Genomic DNA, 20534 nt, shown 5'->3' on the forward strand with positions numbered 1-20534 from the left:
ATTTAAGTCAGAAACGTTTCAATACAGTTACGCCCACCTTCTTGCCTCGCGATCTTTTGAACCTATAAAAGATCGCGAGGCAAGCTCGCTCCTACAAATTTAGATCAGTTCAGTTCGAGCCAGATCGGTGCGTGGTCTGACGGTTTTTCCATGGCGCGCAGGTCGTAATCGACGCCAGCGGCCTTGATGCGCGGTACCAGCGCCTGAGAGGCCAGAATCACGTCAATGCGCAGACCACGTTTAGGCTCGTCTTCAAAGCCGCGGCTGCGGTAGTCGAACCAACTGAAGCGATCCGCCACTTCGGGGTGCAGGTAACGGAAGCTGTCCACCAGGCCCCAGTTTTTGAGGCGCTCAAACCACTCTCGCTCTTCCGGCAGAAAGCTGCATTTGCCGGTTTTCAGCCAGCGCTTGGCGTTGTCCGGGCCAATGCCGATGTCGCAGTCTTGCGGGGAGATGTTGACGTCACCCATCACCACCAGCGGCTGTTCGTTGCTGAACTGGCCTTCCAGCAACTGTTGCAGGTCGCTGTAGAAACGCTGCTTGGCCGGGAATTTTGTCGGGTGGTCGCGGCTTTCTCCCTGTGGGAAATAGCCGTTCATGATGGTCACCGGCTGGCCATTGTCGTCAGCGTAGGTGCCCCAGATAAAGCGTCGTTGCGCGTCTTCTTCGTCGCTGGCAAAGCCCTTGTGCAGCTCCAGCGCGGGCTTGCGTGACAACAGGGCAACGCCGTAATGGCCCTTTTGCCCGTGAAAGTGCACGTGGTAGCCCAGCGCTTCGATATCGGCGAAGGGGAATTGCTCGTCGCTGACCTTGGTTTCTTGCAGGCCAATGACGTCTGGCTGGTGTTTTTCGATCAGCGCTGCCAGCTGATGCGGCCGAGCGCGTAGGCCATTGATGTTGAAAGAAACGATTTTCATGGGCGGGCAGTCCTGAGGAAAACTGCGATGTTAGCGGCCAGCGTGCAGTGGGGCAAATGGACTGCTAACGTAGGAAGCATCCAAGCAGATGGAACTGTTGCGGCCCTCGCGAGCTCGTACTCTCGAGAAGTGCCGCAACCCAAGCGACGCCAGGGAGATTGACCGTCATGACGCAAACGTTGAATGCCACTTGCCAGATCCGCCAGCTCGACAGCGGTTACTCCAAAGAAACCCGGGCTTTGCTGTATGAGGCGTATATGCATGACCCGACCTTCCGTTATGTGTTTGAAGCCCATCGCAAGGGCTACGCGCAGCGGGTGCGGGCCACGGTTCGGGCGTTGGTCAAACAGCATTTTTTCCAGCAGTTACCCGCCTTGGGTTTGCTGGTCGATGACCGCCTCATCGGTGTCGCACTGATTGCTCCACCGCAACGGCGCCTGGGTATTACTGAAAGTTGGGCGTGGCAACTGCGCATGGTGCTGACGGCGGGCTTGCGCGGTACGCGACGCTACCTTGAATACCATCAGGCGGTCTTGGCCTGCGTGCCGGGCGATGCCGTGCATATGCTGCCTTTGTTGGCGATTCATCCTGATTTTCAAGAATTGCCCTATGGCGAACAGTTGCTTGAGGCGGTACATAACTGGTGCGCCGTGGACGAACATTCAGAAGGTGTCGTCCTCGACAGCAGTAACCCGCGCTATCAGGAGTTTTACAAGCGTCATGGTTATGTCGAAATTGGTCAGGTTCCCTTGGGGCCCATCGTTGAGCACGTTTTCTTTCACGCCAACCCTCAGGTGTTACAAGCAGCAACGGCTTAAGGGCAACTTTTTGCCCATTGGCGCGCTCTATGACCCCCTCAGCCCGTGATAGCATCCGCTCCTATGAAGTTTCCAGGAAGATTTACCAGTGGTGTTGTCCTGCTGATCAGCAGCTTTGCGGCGTATGCCCAGAGCGAATTGGTGGTGAAGGTCAAACCGGCAAACGATGCCCTCAAGGCCAACGTGGAAGGCTATATAGGCAGCCTCGGCGATCGCGACGAGGCTGCCTTGTTGCGTTTCAAGCGTGGCGCCGAGGAGCAGGCCCTTAAAGCATTACAGGCCTTGGGCTATTACCAACCCAAGATCGAAGCCGATGTGCCCGAGGGCGACCCGCCGCGCCTGGTGTTGCACATTGACCCCGGCGAGCCCGTGCACCTGCGTAACGTGACCGTGCGCGTCGAAGGCCCTGCGGCCTCGCTCAAAGCGTTTGAAATCCCGGTCAGTGATGACCTTAAACCTGGCGCCGTGCTCAATCAGGGCAACTACGAAGACGCCAAGCGCATGATCCAGAACCGTGCGCTGCGCTATGGCTTTTTTAACGGCAAGTTCCTCAAGCACGAACTGTTGGTGGACCCTAAAGGCGGGTATGCCGATATCAATCTGGTTTACGAAAGCGGCCCGCGTTACCTGCTGGGCAAAGTCACTTTTGCCGGTGACGCACCGTTTGACCAGACCTTGCTCGACCGTCTGGTGCCCTTTAAGCCCAATACGCCTTATGACTCCGAGCTGGTTGCCGAGTTAAACCAGAACCTGCAATCGAGCGGTTACTTTGAAACCGTGCGCGTTGATGCCGCGCCGAGTACGGCGGTGGGGCAAGTGATCCCGGTGGATGTAGACCTGGATACCCGCAAGCCACGCACCATGACCCTGGGCCTTGGCTACTCAACCGACACCGGCCCGCGCGGCAAAGCCAGCTGGACCCGTCACTGGGACAACCCTCGGGGCGACAGCTACGGTTTTGAGTCTGAAATCTCCCAGCCCAAGCAAAATATCGGGGCCTGGTACGACATTCCGCTCGATCCGCCATTGACTGACAAACTGCGTTTTGCCGCCGGTTATCAGTACGAAGAAATTGCCAACACCGACACCTTGAGTAAATTGCTCACGGTCGGCCCTGAGTGGCACAGCAAACTGGACAACGGCTGGACGCGGATTGTCTCGCTGAGATGGCAGCACGAAGAATATCGCCTGGGTGATGACTCGGGCCTGAGCACCTTGTTGATGCCGGGCCTGTCCTACGCAGTCTTGCGCAGCGATAACCGGATTGACCCCAGCCACGGTTACAGCGTCAACCTGAGCACCCAAGTGGCCAAGCAAGGGCTGATGTCAGACACCAACCTGCTGCACGGCGATATCCAGTTCAAGGCGCTGAAAACTTTGTGGGACAAGCACCGTTTTCTGGGCCGTATCGAGTTTGGCGGCAGCGCCACCAATGGCTACAACTCCATCCCGCCGTCATTGCGCTTTTTTGCCGGTGGTGATCAGAGCGTGCGCGGTTATGACTACCAGAGCCTGTCACCCAAGAACTCCGACGGTGACCGTATCGGCGGGCGCTACTTGCTGGCCGGGAGTGTCGAGTACCAGTATCAATTTGCCGAAAAATGGCGCTGGGCGGCGTTTGTCGACAAAGGTAACGCCTTCAAGACCCTCGACTTTCCAAGCTTGAAAACCGGGGTCGGGGTGGGCATCCGCTGGATCTCGCCGGTAGGCCCCATCCGTCTCGACCTGGCCCATGCGCTGGATGACGATGGCGGCGTTCGTTTGCACTTCTCGATGGGGCCAGAACTGTGATTCGTGGTTTGAAAATAGCGGGCCTGGTGCTGTTGGCATTAGTGCTGCTGGTGGTTGCTAGCGTCGCTGCCATTTTGGGCACGCAAGCGGGTAGCCGCTGGGCGCTGGCGCAAGTGCCCGGCTTGCACATTGACAACTTTGCCGGCCGCCTGGGCGCGCAATGGAGCGCCGATCAATTGGTGTGGGAGCAAGGGGCAGATCGTGTCGAAGTGAGTCGGCCGATTTTCGCCTGGTCGCCTTCGTGCCTGATGCGCATGACTCTGTGCATCGATCAGTTGCAGGCCGACAAGGTCAACCTGCAATTTGCCCCGAGTGAAAAAGACAGCAGCAGCGGGCCGATTGAATTACCTGATTTGAAGTTGCCAGTGGCGATAGAAGTCGGGGTGGTGAAAGTGGGCAGCATCGTGTTTGACGGTGTTGAGCAACTTAAAGGCGTACAGATTGCCGCCAAGTGGACAGCTCAAGGGCTGCAGATCGACTCGGCGCGCATCGAGCGTGAAGACCTCAACGTCGAGCTGTCGGGTCTGTTGCAACCTGTGGGTGATTGGCCGGTAACCTTGCAGGGTACGGTCAATCTGCCGCAGCAAGACAACAAACCGTGGGCGCTGGCGCTAAAGGTTGACGGCCATGTGCGCAGCTCGATCAATCTGGTCGCTGACAGTACAGGCTACCTGGACGCTCACTTGAGCGGCGCACTGGAGCCGCTGGCCGAAAACCTGCCGGCGCAGGTCACCATCACCTCGGCCCAGTTCAAGCCCAGCAGCGAACTGCCAGACACCTTGCAACTGAATCAGTTGGCATTGTCGGCCAAAGGCGACCTCACTGGCGGTTATGAACTTGAAGGCAGCGCCAGTTTGCCTGCCGAGCAAGCCCCGGTGAGCCTCTTGCTCAAGGGCCGGGTTGATGCCAAGGGCGCACAAGTCAGTACCCTCGACCTGACCGCCAACGACAAGCAACATTTGAAACTGTCGGGCCAGGTGGATTGGCATTCAGGTTTGAGTGCCGAGGCCAAGGTCGACTGGCTGGACTTCCCCTGGCACAACTTGTACCCGGTCATTGCCAAGCCAGACGTGGATTTGCGCACGCTCAATGGCGAAGTGTCTTATACCGACGGCAAGTACCTGGGCAACCTCAAGGCCGACCTGACCGGGCCTGCGGGCGCCTTCAGCGTCAGCAGCCCGTTCAGTGGTGACCTCGAAAAAATCTTCATGCCGCAATTGGAGCTGGTGGCGGGGCAGGGCAAAGCCCGGGGCCACGTCAATGTGCAGTTTGCCGATGGCGTAGCGTGGGATACGGCGCTGGACTTGAGCGCGATCAACCCGGCGTACTGGGTGGCTGAACTGCCGGGCACCCTGGCGGGCCCGCTGCGCAGCACCGGCGAGTTCAAAAATGAACAGCTCAAACTGGACGCCAACCTCGACCTCAAAGGGCGCCTGCGTGGCCAACCTGCGATGCTTCAGGCCAAAGCCACCGGTGAGGGCGACGCCTGGACCGTGAGCGCTCTGGACATTCGCGTGGGTGATAACCGCATCAATGGCACCGCCAGCTTGCAGCAACAAATCAAGGCGCAACTTGATTTGAACCTGCCGCGTCTGGCTCAACTGTGGCCAGAACTGCGTGGCCAAATTAAGGGCCGGGTTGACGTGGCGGGTACGCTTCAGGCGCCGCAAGGTAAAGTCACCTTGCAAGGCCAGCAAGTGGCCTTTGCCGATAACCATCTGCAAAGCCTTACGCTGGATGCCAGCCTGGATAAATCCCAGCGCGGTCGCTTCGACCTTAAAGGCAGCGGGATCCAGGCCGGTGAAACGCCGTTTGGTGTGTTGACGGCCACGGGCAGCGGTGACATCAAGCGCCAGCAACTGCAATTGGCCTTGCAGGGGCCGATGTTGCAACTCGCTATGGCACTGGACGGCGGCCTCGATAAAGACAACTGGCGTGGGCGCCTGCTCAGCGCTGACATCAAGTACGGCCCGCAGCAATGGATCCTGCAAAACCCGGCGCGGCTTGAGCGTTTGGCTAATGGCCGGATCAATCTCGGTGCGCTGTGCCTGACGTCTGGCCCGGCCAGCTTGTGCGGTGAAGAACAGCGTTTGATGCCGGATCCCAAGCTGCGCATGCACCTCAAGCAGTTCCCGCTCGACAGCCTCGCCGAATGGTTCCCCAAAGACTTCCAGTGGCAAGGCCAGCTGAATGCCGACCTGATACTCGATTTACCCGCCAGCGGGCCTAAAGGCCAGGTGGTGGTGGATGCCAGCGGCGGCACCTTGCGTATCAAGGACAAAGGCCAGTGGGTTGATTTTCCGTATCAGGCGTTCAAGTTGACCAGCAACCTCAACCCTAACCGGGTCGATGCAAAGTTCGACTTTGATGGCGGAAAACTCGGGCAGGTGATGTTGTCGGCGCGGATCAACCCGCTGCCTAAAAACAAGCCGATCACCGGCGATTTCCGCTTGACCGGCCTGGACGTCTCAGTGGTGCGGCCGTTCGCCCCGATGGTTGAAAAACTCACCGGCCAGTTGAACGGTTCCGGGTCGATTTCGGGGGCGCTGGTCGCGCCGTACATCACCGGTGATGTGTCGCTCACGGGCGGCGAGATCTCCGGCCCCGAGCTGCCGACCAGCTTCGAAAACCTGCAGCTCAAAGCCCACATCATGGGTGAAGCCATGCAGTTGGACGGTGGCTGGACCAGCGGCAAGCAAGGGCAGGGCACGATTACCGGGAATGTCGCCTGGGGCCAGGCCATGGCAGTCAATGTGTTGCTCAAGGGCAACCACTTGCCGGTCACGGTTGAACCCTACGCCAAGCTGGACGTTGCCCCGGACCTGAAAATCTCGCTTAAGCCGGACAACACCTTGTTGATCGCGGGCACGGTGAATATCCCCAAAGGTGAAATCACCGTGCGCGAGTTGCCGCCTTCAACGGTCAAGGTGTCGGATGACACGGTGATCGTCGGGCAAGACACTGGCGATGAGTCCGCGTCGCCACCGATGGTGGTCGACATGGACATCAACGTGGTGGTGGGCCAAGAGTTGCTGACGTTCTCCGGTTTTGGGTTGAACGCCGATCTGGCGGGGCAGTTTCATATCGGCAACGACCTGGACACCCGCGGCGAACTGCGCCTGATCAATGGCCGCTACCGGGCCTATGGTCAGAAGCTGACCATCCGCCGGGCTCGCCTGTTGTTTGCCGGGCCGATTTCTCAGCCTTACCTGGACATCGAAGCGGTGCGCCAGACTGATGACGTGATTGCCGGGATTCGCCTTACTGGCAGCGCCGAACAGCCGACCACGCAGATCTTCTCCGAACCGGCCATGAGCCAGGAACAGGCGTTGTCTTATCTGATTCTGGGGCGTCCGCTGACCGGTACCGGTGAAGACGACAACATGCTCGCGCAAGCGGCGTTGGGGTTGGGCTTGATGGGCAGCTCGGGGGTGACCACCAGCTTGGCCAACCACCTTGGGCTCAAGGATTTCGAGCTGGATACCGAGGGCAGCGGCGACAACACCGCTTTGGTGGCCAGTGGCAAGATCAACGAGCGCCTGAGCGTGCGTTACGGTTATGGCGTGTTTGAGCCAGCCAGCACCATTGCTTTGCGTTACAAACTGAGCAAGCGGGTGTACGTCGAAGTGGCCAGCGGCCTGGCCAGTTCGCTGGATATTTTCTACAAACGGGATTTTTAGAGCAAAAAAACCCCGTAGTCGCTGACGAGGTACGAAGGCTGCGATGGGTTGCGAAGCGACCCTGGACGGCGGTCCTGCGGCCCGTATCGCAGCCTTCGTGCCTCGTCAGCGACTACGCGGTTTACGCCGTGCTGTTTCAGCGATTCAAATGCTTCATCGACTCTTCGCCATAACGCAAACCCGACACCGCGCCCGCCGGGAAGATGGCGGCCAGGGCGGCCCATTCGCTTGAGCTCAACCGGACGTCCAGCGCAGCAACGTTTTCTTCCAGGTATTTGCGTTGCTTGGTGCCCGGAATCGGGATCAGGTAGTCGCCCTGTGCCAATACCCAAGCCAGGGCCAATTGCCCGGCGGTGACACCTTTATCGGCGGCCAGCGCTTGTACTTGCTCCACCAGCCGCAGGTTTTTGCCGAAGTTCTCACCTTGAAAACGCGGGTTGGTGCGTCGGAAGTCGTCTGCGGCGAAGTCATCCGGGCTTTTCAGGGCACCGGTCAAAAAGCCTCGCCCCAGCGGGCTGTATGGCACGAAGGCAATGCCCAGGCGCTCACAGGTGGCCAGACAGCCGTTTTCTTCCTGGTCGCGGCTCCACAGCGAGTACTCGCTTTGCAGTGCGCTGATGGGGTGCACCTTGTGTGCCCGTTCAAGGGTGGCCGCCGAAGCTTCGCTCAGGCCCAGATAACGAACCTTGCCTGCCTTGACCAGATCCGCCATCGCACCCACGGTCTCTTCAATCGGCACGTTAGGGTCCATGCGGTGCTGGTAGTACAGGTCGAGGGTGTCGACCCCAAGACGTTTCAGGCTGCCTTCAACAGACGCCTGGATATAGTCGGAACGCCCGCTGATGCCGCGGGCCGACGGGTTGGCTGGATCGCGCACAATGCCGAATTTAGTCGCGAGAAATACCTGGTCGCGCTTGCCACGAATTGCTTGGCCGATGAGCTCTTCGTTGGTGTGCGGGCCATACATGTCGGCGGTGTCGAGCAGGTTGATGCCCAACTCCAGCGCGCGGTGCAAGGTGGCCACGGCTTCACGGGTATCGCTACCGGTGGTGTAGAAGTCAGTCATGCCCATGCAACCTAAACCTATCGCGCTGACGTGCGGGCCGTTGTTGCCGAGTTGGCGAGTGTGCATGTGAGGTGCTCCTGAGTGGGGGTGGCGCTATTGTTTACCTCGACACGCAGCGGATAAACCGGGTAGAAACGCTATCACTGTTCGTATTTTCTAAATAATAGGGGTGGGGCATGGACCGATTTAATGCGATGCTGGTGTTCACCCGTATCGTCGAGCTGGGTGGTTTTGCCAAGGCCGCAGACAGCCTGCAAATGCCCCGGGCATCGGTAACGGTATTGATCAAGCAACTGGAAGCGCATGTGGGGGTGCAGCTGTTGCATCGCACCACGCGGCAAGTGAGCCCCACCCTCGATGGCGCTGCGTATTACCAGCGGTGTGTGCGGTTGTTGGCGGACCTTGAAGAGTCCGAGGGATTGTTCCGGGGCAGCCAGCCCAAGGGCACCTTGCGGGTTGAGATGCCAGCAGCCGTCGGGCGCCTGGTGGTGTTCCCGGCGCTGCCGGAATTTACCGATCGCTACCCGCAGATTGATTTGGAAATCGGTCTTAATGATCGGCCCGTCGACCTGATTCGCGAGGGGGTGGATTGCGTGATCCGCGGCGGCCTGACTGTCGACGATTCACTGGTGGCGCGACCTTTGGTGCAGATGGACCAGATGACCTGCGCCAGTCCGGATTATTTGCGTGCCCATGGCGTGCCGCAATCGCTGGACGACTTGAACGGGCATCGCATGATTGAGTATTTTTCCAGCGCCTCGGGCAAGCGCTATGGGCTGGAGTTTCAGCTTGGCGATGACGTACGTTTGATCAACCTGCCCAAGCAAGTCTCGGTCAACAGTGCCGAGGGTTACCTGGCTGCGTGCGTGGCCGGTTATGGATTGGTGCAAACGCCGCGCTATCACGTGGCGCAACAGGTGCGGGAGGGGAGCTTGCAGGAGGTACTAAGTGATTGCTTGCCGCCGCGTCTTGCGTTGACGGCGTTGTATCCGCCGCATCGGCAACTGTCACCGCGGGTGCGGGTGTTTGTCGACTGGCTGGTAGACCTGTGCAGCCGGCCCGACAGCGGTTTTAAACGGTAAACGGCTGTAGGAGCGAGCTTGCCTCGCGATCTTTTGATCGTTAAAAAGATCGCGAGGCGTAAAGGCTTAACGCTGGTAATACCCAGGGCCACCACCGTAATAGCGGTGATCGTGATGCCATCCATGGTCAGGGAAAAATACGCACCCGCTCATGGCCAGGATGAGCAACAGCGGAACCAGCCGAATGACACGACGTAACATCTGTAAATCCTCAGGGTTGAGCCGGTGGCAGCTAAAAAGCTTCCCCGGCTGTAAGATGAGACCCTGTTTGTTTCAATTCATCTCCGGCAATTCACATTATTTTTCAGGAACAGGTAATGACTCCTAAGCAACGATTGGTGTACTCGATTTTGATCGCTCTGGTGGTGCTGGGCATCATGTTTGGTCTGTCGTATCTGCAAAACACCGGCGTGATCACCGAAAAAACCTTCCAGTACATCGCCATTGGCGTGGCTGTGGTTGTGGTGGTGATCAACGGTGTGATGCGCCGCAAGACCAAGCTTTAAGCCTCGATTTTACCCATCAGCACGGCTTCAGCCTGTGGATGCAGGCTGTAGCTCTTGTCGCTGTTGAGGACCACCACGCCTTCGCTGCATAAGCGCTTGAGCACTTCACGCACACTCAGAAACGACAGCGGGATATCCAGCGCCAGCAAGTGGCTGTGCATGCCACGCACCCCCAGCCTGCGGTCGTTACCGGCGGCAGTCAGCAAGGCATCGATGACCTTGAGACGCACCAGACTGGTTCGCAGCCCGAAGCATTTGAGTAGCTGGCGGATCCGTTCATTACCTTGCAAAGGCGCAAGCGCTTCCAGCAGGCCTGGGTCAGGCTGAAAAGCGGTATTGCGACGCTGTGGGTTGCCATCCGTTGGCAATTGCGGGTTCTGCATGCAAAAACTCCTTTCAGAGCCTGATCAGGAAAATAAAAAAGCGCTCTTACTTAACTAGACGAATGAGCGGCGTAAATCATGAACATCAAAATGTAGAAATTTTGTCGTGAATTATTCTCAATCGCGATTCGATCCCGTGTGGCCGGGGGTTTTAGGCGATTATTAATTTTTTTTAACCTGCTTCGTTTCTTGTACAGGCTGTTCCCGGCCCGCGGTTTTCAATCGATGACGCAGCCGGGCCTTTTGTACTGATCGAGCAGGAGTCCGCGTGAGTATTTTCAAGCCGCTGAGCAAGTCGTGTTGTGCTGCGTTATGCCTGAGCCTGAGTGTGTCCGTATGGGCTCAGACACCTGCCAGCGAGGTGAGTGCAGAGATTCGTCGTACCACGTTTGGGGTGCCGCATATTCGCGCGGCCGATGAGCGCGGGTTGGGCTATGGCATCGGTTATGCCTACGCCCAGGACAACTTGTGCCTGCTGGCCAATGAAGTGGTTACCGTCAACGGCGAGCGTTCGAGGTACTTTGGCCCAGAGCAGATGACCCTCGAAGAGCGCGATAACCTCTCCAGCGACCTGTTTTTTACCTGGCTCAATACCCCGCAGGCCGTGGCTGCTTTCTGGCAAGCGCAAACGCCTGAAGTGCATGACCTGATCGAAGGCTATGTGGCCGGTTACAACCGTCAGCTCGGCGAACGCAAAGGCCTGCCTGAGCAATGTGATAACCCGTCGGTGCGGCCGATCACCACGGCTGATGTGGTCAAGTTGACCCGTCGCTTGCTGGTCGAAGGCGGTGCCGGCCAGTTCGGGGAAGCGTTGGTGGCTGCTGCGCCACCGCTCACAGCATCGCACGCGGCAACTCTCAATCCGGGGGCTGAGCGCTTTGCCGTGGCGAGCGAGCGGATGCAGCGTTTTGCCCTGGATCGCGGCAGCAATGCGGTTGCCATTGGCAGCGAACGCTCGCAAACCGGCCATGCAATATTGCTCGCTAACCCGCATTTCCCGTGGGTGGGCGGCATGCGTTTTTACCAGATGCAATTGACCATCCCCGGCAAGCTGGATGTGATGGGTGCGGCTCTCCCGGGCTTGCCGATGATCAACATCGGCTTCAATGCGAACGTGGCCTGGACCCATACGGTGGATACGTCCAGGCACTTCACCCTGTATCGACTTGAGCTCGACCCCAAAGACCCGACACGCTACCTGCTCGACGGCCAATCGCGAGCGCTGGACAAACAAACCCTGACGGTCAACGTCAAGCAGGCCGATGGCAGCCTGGTGCCGGTGTCGCGCACCTTCTACAGCTCGGTATTCGGACCGGTGGTGCAATGGCCGGGCAAGCTCGATTGGGATAACCGCGTGGCGTTCAGCCTGCGTGATGCCAACCTGAACAATGACCGTGTCTTGCAGCAGTGGTACGCGATGAATCAGGCGCGCAACCTTGATGCCCTGCAGGCATCGGTAAACACCCTGCAGGGGATTCCGTGGGTCAACACCTTGGCGGTAGATGACCAAGGGCAGGCGTTGTACATGAACGTGTCGGTGGTGCCCTACGTGGACAAGGCCAAGCTGGCGGCGTGCAGTGACCCGCGTGCGGGCCTTGAAATGATTTTGCTCGATGGCAGCCGCAGTGCCTGCGACTGGACGATTGACCCGAGCGCGGCGCAGCCGGGTATTTACCCGGCCAGCCAGTTGCCACAATTGCGCCGTAACGATTACGTGCAGCACTCCAACGACTCGGCCTGGATGGCCAACCCCAACGCGCCGCTGAGCGGGTTTTCACCGCTTATCAGCCAGGACGGCCAACCGCTGGGGCCGCGTGCTCGTTTTGCCCTGCAATGCTTGAGTCAGCCGGGGCGTGTCAGCGTCGCAGATTTGCAAGGCATGGTGATGGATGACCGGGTGTACCTGGCAGGGCAAGTCATGCCCGACCTGCTGACCGTGTGTGAAGCCCGGCAAGGGCCCGTGTGTGCCAGCCTCAAGGCGTGGGATCAACAAGCGAATCTGAACAGCGGGATGGGGCTGGTGCATTTCCAGAACATCATGGCTCAGTTGCTTGATGTCCCGGATGTGTGGCGGGTGCCTTTCAATCCGGCAGACCCGCAGCACACCCCGCGTGGTCTGGACCTGGAGCAACCGGCCGTGGTTGAAGCCGTGCAGCACGCGCTGCAAGCGTCAGCAGCTACCGTGGCAGAGCAGGGTTTAACGCCGGAGATGGCTTGGGGTGATATCCAGGGGGTCAACAGCGCAGGTCAGCGGATTGCGATCCACGGCGGCCCGGCCACGCTGGGGGTGTACAACGCCATGCAAAGTGTTCCGGTTGAGGGCGGCAAGCGTGAGGTGGTCAGCGGCACCAGTTACTTGCAAACCGTGACCTTCGACGAGCACGGCCCACAGGCGCAGGGCTTGCTGGCTTTTTCAATCGCCAGCGACCCGGCTTCAAAGCATTCGCGTGATCAGACTGAGGCGTTCTCAAACAAGCAGTGGCCGCGCTTGCCCTTCACCGAGGCGCAGATCAAGGCCGATCCACAGTATGAACTGACCACGCTTCGGGGCCATTTGTAATTTTGCAGCGCTCTAGCCGCGAGGCAGGGCGTTGATCACCGGCAGGCCGTTTTGATCGACGCGCACATACACCGGCAACACCTTGGGCAAGGACGCCACCAGGTTCGGGATCTCTTTCGTGTTGAAGACCCCGCCAATCCGCAACTGGCCAGTGGCGGTGTCGGCCAGTGACAGCGGCGTGCTCAGGTAGCGGTTGATCATGGGCAAGGCGTCGGCCAGGGTCAGGTTGTCGAGAATCAGCTTGCCATTACGCCAGGCCAGGTCGGGGGCGTTGGCATAGGTCTGGCTGATTTGCGGCGCGTAGTCGCCCCCTCTGTAGCTGGCCTGCATGCCGGGCTCCAGACGCAAGCCGTCGCCACTCAGGTTCTTGTTGCTGGTGACCAGAACTGACCCTTCCAGCAGCGTGACCCGCACCTGATCTTCGTACATCCACACATTGAACTGGGTGCCGGTGACCCGGATACGCCCGTCAGCCGCCTGAACGACAAACGGGTGCGTCACATCGTGGCTCACCTTGAAAAACGCCTCGCCTTTGTTCAGGGTGACCTGGCGCTGGTCTTTGTAATTGAGGTAGGTCAGTTGGCTGCCCAGGTTCAGTTCGACCTGGCTGCCATCGGGCAACGTCGCGTTGACCACGCTGTTGTCTGCCTCAAGGCGTTTGTACGCGCTGGGGATGACGCCGAGTTGCCAGCCGCTGTAGGCCGCCACAGGCACCGCGACAAGAGCAATGGCGGCCGCTATGGCCACACGCTGCCAAAGGCGGCGCTGAGCCTTGCGGGGCAGGGGCACGACCTGTGCGACAGCGGGTTGTGGCCGTGGCAAATGCTCGCTGGTGTCCCAGATGTCGAGCATTGCTTCATATTCAAAGGCGTGCAGCGGATCAGCGTTTAACCACACAGAAAAAGCGGCACGTTCCTGGTCAGTACAGTCAGGCTCGTGCAAGCGCATGCACCACTGAGCCGCAGCCTCGGTGATGGCATCGTATTCAGCTTCTGTGAGGCGTGTTTCGCTCATGTGCGCTCCTTGGTGAGGTGCATTCTAACCCTGCGCTTGTGCTAACGAGAACATGAGCCATGTCAAAAGGATGTCATTTATTGCGATGCCAGGTTTTTTCTCTGCTACGGTTACTTCGGCATCTTAGTACCAGACGCAACATCAATTAATGGAGTTAAGAACATGTTGAAGAAAACTTTTGCTGCTGTGCTCACCACTGCTGTTTTGCTGGGCTCCAGCGTTGCGATGGCGCAGCCGAATCTGGATCCGAACTGGGCGTTCTCCAAAGAGCTCGTTGAAGTGCTGAAGAACAAAAACGGTTACACCGTGATCAAGAAAATTGAAGCGGAAAACCCTGCCAATGGCCTCTGGAAAGCTGAAGGCATCAAAGCGGCTGATGGTGTTCAGTACGAAATCATTTTCGACTCGACAGGCAAAGTGATCTCCGAGAAGAAAGACTGATTCTCGCCGATTTCAGTCCAGGCACTCACTGAGTGTTTGCAGCCCGATCCTGCCTGTGCGGATCGGGCTTTGTTTTTAGCGCCTGGCTCTGTGTGCGAGCCATTGTTCGCGAGTAATTTCCCATAAGTCGCACGCAAATTTGCCACCGACAAAGCTGCTTTCCTGAGTGCTCACCAGACGCATTGCGCCACGCTCCGAGATACGCCGAGATCCCGCGTTAGGGGCCGCCTTAGGCACGCGCATCACTTCGCGGCCCAGCGTCTCAAACCAGTAAGCGTCCACCACAGTGCAGGCTTCGCTCATCAGTCCTTGACCTTGCCAGGGCGGTGACAGCCAGAATCCCCGGTGGTTATCGACGTGATCCATCAAGCTGATACTGCCAATGACCTCTTCTGGCCGGGTGCGCAAACGCAGTGTCCAGTGCCATTCTTCGCCGCGGGCCATGGCCGGCAGAGCGACGTCACGCAGGTAACTGAGGGCGCCGTCATCCGGGTACGGCCACGGCACGACATCGTTCAGGTAACACACCACTTCCCAATGCGGGAAGCGTTGCTGGATGGCATCAGCATCCGCCAGGCTCAAGGGCTGCAGGATCAACCGCTGGGTTTGCAAGGTGGGCGGCGCGTCCATGTGAATGGCTCCTTGCCATTAATTTGCATCGAGATTAACTCTGAATACACATCTGCGCTTTACGAGTGCGCAAAAACTTGCGCAGTTAAACGCTGTTTTTACATGGATTAACGTGCTGTAAGCCCCGTGAATAAAGGGCTGTAGCGAACTGCGCAACTTCTTGCGCAGTACTGAGCAGCTTTTTGCGCACTTTTAACCTGTTTGTGCCAGTTTCGGTGGTGGTTTTGGCCGTTAGTTAGCGCCAAACGTTTGTTTTATATGGAGTGTTTTGTTTCTGGCACGGTGCTTGATATCTCGTATGGATCTAGTAGGCGAGCGTTGCGTTCGCCGGAGGCTCCAAGATGTCAAAGCCCTTCTGGCCCAAAAACCCCAATAACGTCAACCTCTCCCGCGATGATGCGCGAAACAGTATGGGCACCTGCCCGCTGATGAAAACCACCGTGCAGTTGATCCCGCTGCGCTACGCCATCGTCGACAATCCGGGACTCGATCCCGCGAGCGAGGTTGCCATGCCCTACAGCCTCGACGCCCGGCCGCTGGGTATCCGGCTGTTGCGCGATGGCTGGTTGTACGTGATTGAGGGCAGCAGTGGCACCTTGTCCGAGTACCGTATTGAAGACGGTCTGGTCAGCGCCATGCTGTGGCAAGGTCGTGAGGTATTCGAAGACGACCGTGAAGCACCGATCCATGAACCGAGGCTGATTTACGCCAAAACCAGCACGCTGTACGTCACTTATTCTGAAGTTCCGTGGACCGCGAAAAAGTGCCAGCAGGTGCTGAGTTCAACGTCCGAGCGTAATCACTTCATGCAAGCGGTCGACTTGAGCAAGGCCAAGTGCGACACCGGCGGGCCCCACCTGCTGACCCCGGACATGACCGAGCATTGGCTGGCCGAAGTCGCCACCGAACGAATCGAGGCAGAACAACAGAACCCTGCCACCACGCTGGCCGAGCACACCAGCAGTACCCAACAACGGCTGGACGCGGAACTGCCCGAGCACGAGCGTTTGCCCTACCTGTGGGAAACCCCCGCGCGTTTCTCCCAAACCTCCATGAACCGCCTCACTGGCTGCATTCATCCACAGTACCGGCACGACACGCTGTATCTGGTGCTGGAAGACACCTTGGGGGTGATGCGCGACCTGGCCAATTATCAGGACCACGTGGTTGGCTGGATCGACGACTGGAGCAATGGCGGGGCGAAACCGGGCCACAACGAACGCGACTATGTACTGGCGTGCTACATCGAATCCCTCAGCCAGCTCAATGCGCGGGATGTCAAAACGCTGATCGGTGAGAGTACGGACCCTGCGCACAAAGCACTGCTGGATGATTTGCTGTGCATGGCTCAGCCGCAGTACGGTGTGACAGATGCCGCGATTATTGAGTACCTCGAAAGAGGTGGCTTGATGACGCCGCCCGCGGGCAGCCCGGTGCCGGCGGAGCTGGAGGTGTTGCGTCAACGGGCGCAGGCGCTGGCCGAGAACATTGACTATTCACGTGGCATGAGCAACAGCGCTGATGCGCTGAATGTACTTGAAGACGTTGATCGTCGTTTCTTCACTCGTGAACACTTTCGCGTAGCGCCACCGGCATTTGTCGATGAACACTTCGAAGCGTTGATTGCTCTGGGTAAGCAACAGAGCCAGCAGATCACTGGAGTTTTGTATGGGACCAAGCTGGGCCAACGCGGCGTCAATGAACTGATCGACCGCGAAGCAATGGACCGAGAATTACTCGCCCATCGAGCCGGGCTGGCGCGCTGGAACCACCTGCTCGATGCCATCACTGCCGACCGGGTCAAACTGACGTGTTCGGGCGCGTTTCATAAAGCGGGCTGGTACTTCGACCCGATGGACATCGGCCACGCCGGGCACGCGTTTGCCACTGAATATGCCTGCCTCAAAGACATTTGCCGCAGCGACGACGCTTGTGAACAACTGCTGGCGTACAGCGAGCGCAACCCCCAATTCAGCCGCCCGCTGTATTACACCTTGCCCTACAGCGACCAAACCACGCTGTGGGTGCACTACGCATTTTTGCTGGCCGCGGGCATGGTCCTGTTCAACAACAGCCCTGAACTCCTGGCCCGCCTGCGCAGCATTGAACAGAGCCGTTTACCGGCACTGGACGATCTCCCCGACAGCACCCGCTCAGTGGCCAATGCCGCCCTCAACACCCTAACCCCGGCGCTTAATCGCGGGTTGGAAAACGTGCTGGTCAACTTTGACGAGTTCTTCAAAAACAACGCCATGCCCGACGTTGAAGAACTGCTGCGCAAACTGCCCGTGGCCCTGAAGTCGCGGATAGTGCAGGCCGCCAAAACCGAAGGCGTGACGTTCCATTTTGCGACACCGCAAGAACAGGCCGCGTTACGCGAAACGCTGAGTGAAACCTTCAAGCTGCGCCAGGAAATAGCCCTGCTTAAAAAGAAGCGGGCCCAATCCAATCGTCAACACGGGCACAAATCGCAGACCTCTCGGGAACTGCTGGAGAAAATCCAGTACGACAGCCAACGGCTGGATCTGGAGCAAAGACGGCTGGCAGCCAGCCTGAGCCCCATCCCGGAGTTGCCGGATGAACATGCGCGGATTTTCGGTTCGACGCAGGGCAAAGCAGGGCTGATGGTGATCTTCCCGAATGAAGGCAAACGGCAAGTGGCCGGGTTGATGGATAACTTTCGTAAAGGTGTCCATCGCGCGCCGGTAATGAACGTGCTGGGGGATGGCGCGGCGTTGTTGCTGTTTGTGGCGCAGGCGGTGAATTTGGTGCAGGTGGTTAAAGAAACAATGGCTGTTTCGAGTGATAAGAGGGTTTGGGTGCCTTTTGTGAGTGCTGCACTTGCAACGGGTGCGGCTGGCTTTGCAGCTGCGCAAGGCATATTTGATACCGCCTTAAGTGCTCAGGCTAAAAATCTCGGCGAGGTTCTCGCAAGAAACTCGCTTAGCCGGCTGCAGGTCACCATGGGTAAGTTACATATTGGATTGGGCTTTGTAACTTATGCTTTGGGTTTTGCTGCGGCTTTAGTAAGTTTCAACGGCTATCAAAAACAATGGTCTCAAGCCGTACTTACAGGCAATCGCGGAGCCCAAAATGGTGCATTGATCGCAATGGTCGCATCGGGAGGTTTGGCCACTACTAATGCTTATGGTTTTGGTCATACCGCAAAAGCCGGTTATCAAGTGCTGATGGCTGCCAAAGGTGAGGCCCGTAAGACGGCGTGGAAGGTCGCTGGAGCGCGTCTTGGCAGCGTCTTTTTCCGTTCCAGTTGGGCCGGTGGGTTTTTCACGATACTGGAGCTGGCCGGCACCTGGCTTTACAACCGCTACAACACCAGTGGCCATGATCAGTGGCTGCAAAGTACTCCGTGGGGGCGGGATGTTGATAAGCGCAAAGATTTAAGTCTTCAAGAGTTCCAGCATTACTTGACGTTGCAGCAGCAGGCGCCCTTTGTAGAAGTCAAACGTTCAGACGATGAGCCGTTTTGGCAAAGCATGTTGGGTGGCACTAAGCCGGGCGAGATTTTCGTGATCCTGCCGGGGCTGACCCTGGCCGATTATCAAGACAGGCTGGACGGGCGGGCCAGTCATGGCCTTAAGATCGGCGCACAGCGAATCACAACGTTTCTTCGGGGGGATCGAGGCATTCCCGTGGAGCAGCGTGAGGTTGTAACCGAGCAGGTGCAGGCAGGGTTGTATCGAATGGTGAGCAAGCCCGAAAAAGAACAGAGCGGGCCAGCACCCTTATTGATCAAACTGACTTATCCACGCAATACTGAACGCACTATCGGCAATATTTCCGAGGAGTTATTGATTGAGCTTGAGCTCCAGTCGTTAGATGACGAGGGGCAGTTGGTCCGGCGTAATTACCGTATTCTCTTCAATCCTCTTGAAGGTGGACGCTTTCTCTCGGCGAAGCAGCATTTCGATTCGAGCGTAGAAATGCCTTTGTTAGGGATTGATGTCATGGCAATGGAGCCTTTGCAATGAGCCCTTCCAAGTCCATATCAATTCAACAATCATTAGAAGGTTCTCCTAAAAAAGCGGGTGACATAGAGTTTTGTCTTGCTGGACGACAAACCTACTTGGCCCCTTTACCGCTGCCCACAGAGACAGATCCTTGCTGTCCCTATATCAGTGATTACAACGATATTTATTTGGACTTTGGAGGGGGAGAGCCGAATGTCTTTTCGTACCAAGTTAATCTGGGTGGGCCATTTAGCTGTGCATGCTTGGTCGCAATTGTATGTCCACTATTAGGTGGCTTTATTGCGTTAACTTTAGGTTACGGTGCTGATGAGAGCTTGGAGGCTGTGAGCGGAATATTTTTGGTGGCGTGGGGCATCGCTATAAAAATGTGGCTAGCAACCTCAGCTGTCTGCTTCGTCATTTGGCTCCACCACCACAAACTTTTCACCAAAGTCATCCCCACCCGCTTCAACCGCCAACGCCGTGAAGTCTGTTTTATCCCCGAAGGCGCCACAGAACCCTTGTTCGTCCCTTGGGAATCCCTGTCTGCCTGGGTGGTTCAAGGCCAAAGCGCGACGCAATACGGCGTGACCCGTCACTACGGGATGGGCATGGGCTTTATGCATGAAGGCGAGCTGGTCAGCGTCGAATTCCAGTGCGGTGCCCTGCAACTGGCGATTGCCAATTGGGAGGCCGTTCGCGGTTATATGGAGTACGAACTCAACGACCTGCACGCCATCCAGGATCCGCTGGAACTTCAGGCTCCCGGCGACCCGCCCCATGAAGGTCTGCACACGTTTCGCAATGCTCGCGCCAGTTTGCATCGGCGTATCCGGGAGAAAGAAGTGGGGTGGATCTACGGCTTTTTTTGGTACGTCTACCACGTCATGACGTTATGGACCCTGCCCAACCATTTGGTTGAGTGGGAGATAAAACGCATCGCCAAGGTCGGCCGCAAAGCGCTGCCCGAGGCGATGCGTGAATGGTCCGAGCCGCTGCCGCCCGAGCAATGGGCCAAGCCCAGCGCCGAGTTGCTCCGATTGAGCGCCAAGGTCAAGGCGTTGATCAAACGCTCACCACGCAAGTTGATTACCGAGGTGTTTGCTGAGGCGTATCGCAGTGAGCCCACCCATAAAAAAGCCCCCGTCAAACGGGGGCTGATCTGAGGCTTAGGTTGCTGCGGGTGTTAGCCGTTGGTGCAACCGTTACCCATGACGCGGTATTCGATGATGTGACGCTGACCTTGATGGTCTTCGTACGTCATTTTTGCCGGAACCACTCCACACACATCGGCGACAGGCGACACATTAATGACTTTGGCGATGTCCAGGTCGGTGGCGTAAGTGTATTGCTCAACGGCAGGTTGGGCTTGTGCAACTTTAAGGTCGTCTGCCATCGCCAAAGTAGACAGACCCATCAGAGCAAGTGCAATCAAACGTTTCATTTTCAATAAGACCTTAAAACAATCACGACTAACTGACTTCAAGTGCCGGATGGCGGTAGAAGTTGCCAGACCACTGAGTGTGTGTCTGCCACGAAGTACCGTGCCCTGTTTCAATGTTGTTTCTAGGGGGTGGTTCAATCATAAGGTTTTGCCGGGCAGGTTAAAGACCGAATGCTGCCATGCACTTATGCAGGATCGGTAACAATCCTGTAGGAGCGAGCTTGCCTCGCGATC

Annotated in this window: 16 protein-coding genes; 9 read left to right on the top strand and 7 right to left on the bottom strand. The window is 57.7% G+C overall.

Going from position 1 to position 20534, the window contains the following annotated elements:
* Positions 1–104: 104 nt before the first annotated feature.
* On the bottom strand, positions 105–917 hold the full coding sequence (xthA, locus tag TU84_RS22515) for an exodeoxyribonuclease III (RefSeq protein WP_048373109.1): 813 nt from the start codon (positions 915–917) through the stop codon (positions 105–107).
* A 167-nt stretch (positions 918–1084) separates the two neighbouring features.
* On the opposite strand from xthA, the gene TU84_RS22520 reads away from it, so the two are divergent.
* The 3 genes from TU84_RS22520 to TU84_RS22530 all read left to right on the top strand — a co-directional run bounded on the left by TU84_RS22520 (position 1085) and on the right by TU84_RS22530 (position 7206).
* A complete protein-coding gene (locus tag TU84_RS22520; protein WP_048373111.1) occupies positions 1085–1735 on the top strand; it encodes a GNAT family N-acetyltransferase in 651 nt (216 codons plus the stop codon).
* Positions 1736–1798: 63 nt separating this feature from the next.
* Positions 1799–3526 carry an autotransporter assembly complex protein TamA gene (locus TU84_RS22525; RefSeq protein WP_048373113.1) on the top strand — a complete coding sequence of 576 codons (1728 nt, stop codon included), beginning with the start codon at positions 1799–1801 and terminating at the stop codon, positions 3524–3526.
* On the top strand, positions 3523–7206 hold the full coding sequence (locus TU84_RS22530; RefSeq protein WP_048373116.1) for a translocation/assembly module TamB domain-containing protein: 3684 nt from the start codon (positions 3523–3525) through the stop codon (positions 7204–7206). Before TU84_RS22525 ends, TU84_RS22530 begins: the two co-directional genes overlap by 4 nt.
* Before the next feature lie 136 nt (positions 7207–7342).
* On the opposite strand, the gene TU84_RS22535 is transcribed toward TU84_RS22530, so the two are convergent.
* Positions 7343–8338, bottom strand: a complete 996-nt coding sequence (locus TU84_RS22535) for an aldo/keto reductase (RefSeq protein WP_048373117.1) — start codon at positions 8336–8338, stop codon at positions 7343–7345.
* 110 nt (positions 8339–8448) lie between these two features.
* Here TU84_RS22535 and TU84_RS22540 point away from each other — a divergent pair, with 110 nt between their 5' ends.
* Positions 8449–9354 (top strand): LysR family transcriptional regulator, encoded by a 906-nt coding sequence (locus TU84_RS22540; RefSeq protein WP_048373119.1) that lies wholly within the window; start codon positions 8449–8451, stop codon positions 9352–9354.
* 66 nt (positions 9355–9420) lie between these two features.
* On the opposite strand, the gene TU84_RS26640 is transcribed toward TU84_RS22540, so the two are convergent.
* Positions 9421–9555 (bottom strand): hypothetical protein, encoded by a 135-nt coding sequence (locus tag TU84_RS26640; RefSeq protein ID WP_256677180.1) that lies wholly within the window; start codon positions 9553–9555, stop codon positions 9421–9423.
* 116 nt (positions 9556–9671) lie between these two features.
* Between TU84_RS26640 and TU84_RS22550 the strand changes: the two genes are divergently transcribed.
* Complete coding sequence (locus tag TU84_RS22550) at positions 9672–9860, top strand: hypothetical protein (protein WP_048373123.1); 189 nt, start codon at positions 9672–9674, stop codon at positions 9858–9860.
* On the opposite strand, the gene TU84_RS22555 is transcribed toward TU84_RS22550, so the two are convergent.
* The gene (locus TU84_RS22555) at positions 9857–10243 is read right to left on the bottom strand and encodes a fe2+ zn2+ uptake regulation protein (RefSeq protein ID WP_048373124.1); all 387 of its coding nucleotides are present in this window, start codon (positions 10241–10243) and stop codon (positions 9857–9859) included. The two genes, TU84_RS22550 and TU84_RS22555, sit on opposite strands and share 4 nt — an antisense overlap.
* Before the next feature lie 268 nt (positions 10244–10511).
* Here TU84_RS22555 and pvdQ point away from each other — a divergent pair, with 268 nt between their 5' ends.
* Complete coding sequence (gene pvdQ, locus TU84_RS22560; protein ID WP_048373127.1) at positions 10512–12803, top strand: bifunctional acylase PvdQ; 2292 nt, start codon at positions 10512–10514, stop codon at positions 12801–12803.
* A 12-nt stretch (positions 12804–12815) separates the two neighbouring features.
* Here the strand turns inward: pvdQ and TU84_RS22565 are convergent, their stop codons facing one another.
* Positions 12816–13817 carry a FecR family protein gene (locus TU84_RS22565; RefSeq protein ID WP_048373128.1) on the bottom strand — a complete coding sequence of 334 codons (1002 nt, stop codon included), beginning with the start codon at positions 13815–13817 and terminating at the stop codon, positions 12816–12818.
* A 162-nt stretch (positions 13818–13979) separates the two neighbouring features.
* Between TU84_RS22565 and TU84_RS22570 the strand changes: the two genes are divergently transcribed.
* Entirely contained in the window at positions 13980–14258 is a 279-nt protein-coding gene (locus TU84_RS22570) for a PepSY domain-containing protein (RefSeq protein WP_048373129.1), read from the top strand.
* 75 nt (positions 14259–14333) lie between these two features.
* On the opposite strand, the gene TU84_RS22575 is transcribed toward TU84_RS22570, so the two are convergent.
* Positions 14334–14888: a GNAT family N-acetyltransferase gene (locus TU84_RS22575; RefSeq protein WP_048373130.1), complete on the bottom strand. Its 555-nt coding sequence runs from the start codon at positions 14886–14888 to the stop codon at positions 14334–14336.
* A gap of 341 nt (positions 14889–15229) precedes the next feature.
* Here TU84_RS22575 and TU84_RS22580 point away from each other — a divergent pair, with 341 nt between their 5' ends.
* Entirely contained in the window at positions 15230–18877 is a 3648-nt protein-coding gene (locus TU84_RS22580; RefSeq protein ID WP_048373134.1) for a toxin VasX, read from the top strand.
* A gap of 323 nt (positions 18878–19200) precedes the next feature.
* Positions 19201–20022, top strand: a complete 822-nt coding sequence (locus tag TU84_RS22585; protein WP_082148792.1) for a hypothetical protein — start codon at positions 19201–19203, stop codon at positions 20020–20022.
* Between the two features lie 20 nt (positions 20023–20042).
* Here the strand turns inward: TU84_RS22585 and TU84_RS22590 are convergent, their stop codons facing one another.
* Positions 20043–20300 carry a DUF2790 domain-containing protein gene (locus tag TU84_RS22590; RefSeq protein WP_048373140.1) on the bottom strand — a complete coding sequence of 86 codons (258 nt, stop codon included), beginning with the start codon at positions 20298–20300 and terminating at the stop codon, positions 20043–20045.
* Positions 20301–20534: the final 234 nt, after the last annotated feature.

The sequence above is a fragment of the Pseudomonas helleri genome (assembly GCF_001043025.1).
GTDB lineage: Bacteria > Pseudomonadota > Gammaproteobacteria > Pseudomonadales > Pseudomonadaceae > Aquipseudomonas > Aquipseudomonas helleri.

Coding starts and splice junctions, on each gene's coding strand:
- xthA (WP_048373109.1), bottom strand. CDS start 917: ATGAAAATCGTTTCTTTCAACATCAATGGCCTACGCGCTCGGCCGCAT.
- TU84_RS22520 (WP_048373111.1), top strand. CDS start 1,085: ATGACGCAAACGTTGAATGCCACTTGCCAGATCCGCCAGCTCGACAGC.
- TU84_RS22525 (WP_048373113.1), top strand. CDS start 1,799: ATGAAGTTTCCAGGAAGATTTACCAGTGGTGTTGTCCTGCTGATCAGC.
- TU84_RS22535 (WP_048373117.1), bottom strand. CDS start 8,338: ATGCACACTCGCCAACTCGGCAACAACGGCCCGCACGTCAGCGCGATA.
- TU84_RS22540 (WP_048373119.1), top strand. CDS start 8,449: ATGGACCGATTTAATGCGATGCTGGTGTTCACCCGTATCGTCGAGCTG.
- TU84_RS26640 (WP_256677180.1), bottom strand. CDS start 9,555: ATGTTACGTCGTGTCATTCGGCTGGTTCCGCTGTTGCTCATCCTGGCC.
- TU84_RS22550 (WP_048373123.1), top strand. CDS start 9,672: ATGACTCCTAAGCAACGATTGGTGTACTCGATTTTGATCGCTCTGGTG.
- TU84_RS22555 (WP_048373124.1), bottom strand. CDS start 10,243: ATGCAGAACCCGCAATTGCCAACGGATGGCAACCCACAGCGTCGCAAT.
- TU84_RS22565 (WP_048373128.1), bottom strand. CDS start 13,817: ATGAGCGAAACACGCCTCACAGAAGCTGAATACGATGCCATCACCGAG.
- TU84_RS22570 (WP_048373129.1), top strand. CDS start 13,980: ATGTTGAAGAAAACTTTTGCTGCTGTGCTCACCACTGCTGTTTTGCTG.
- TU84_RS22575 (WP_048373130.1), bottom strand. CDS start 14,888: ATGGACGCGCCGCCCACCTTGCAAACCCAGCGGTTGATCCTGCAGCCC.
- TU84_RS22580 (WP_048373134.1), top strand. CDS start 15,230: ATGTCAAAGCCCTTCTGGCCCAAAAACCCCAATAACGTCAACCTCTCC.
- TU84_RS22590 (WP_048373140.1), bottom strand. CDS start 20,300: ATGAAACGTTTGATTGCACTTGCTCTGATGGGTCTGTCTACTTTGGCG.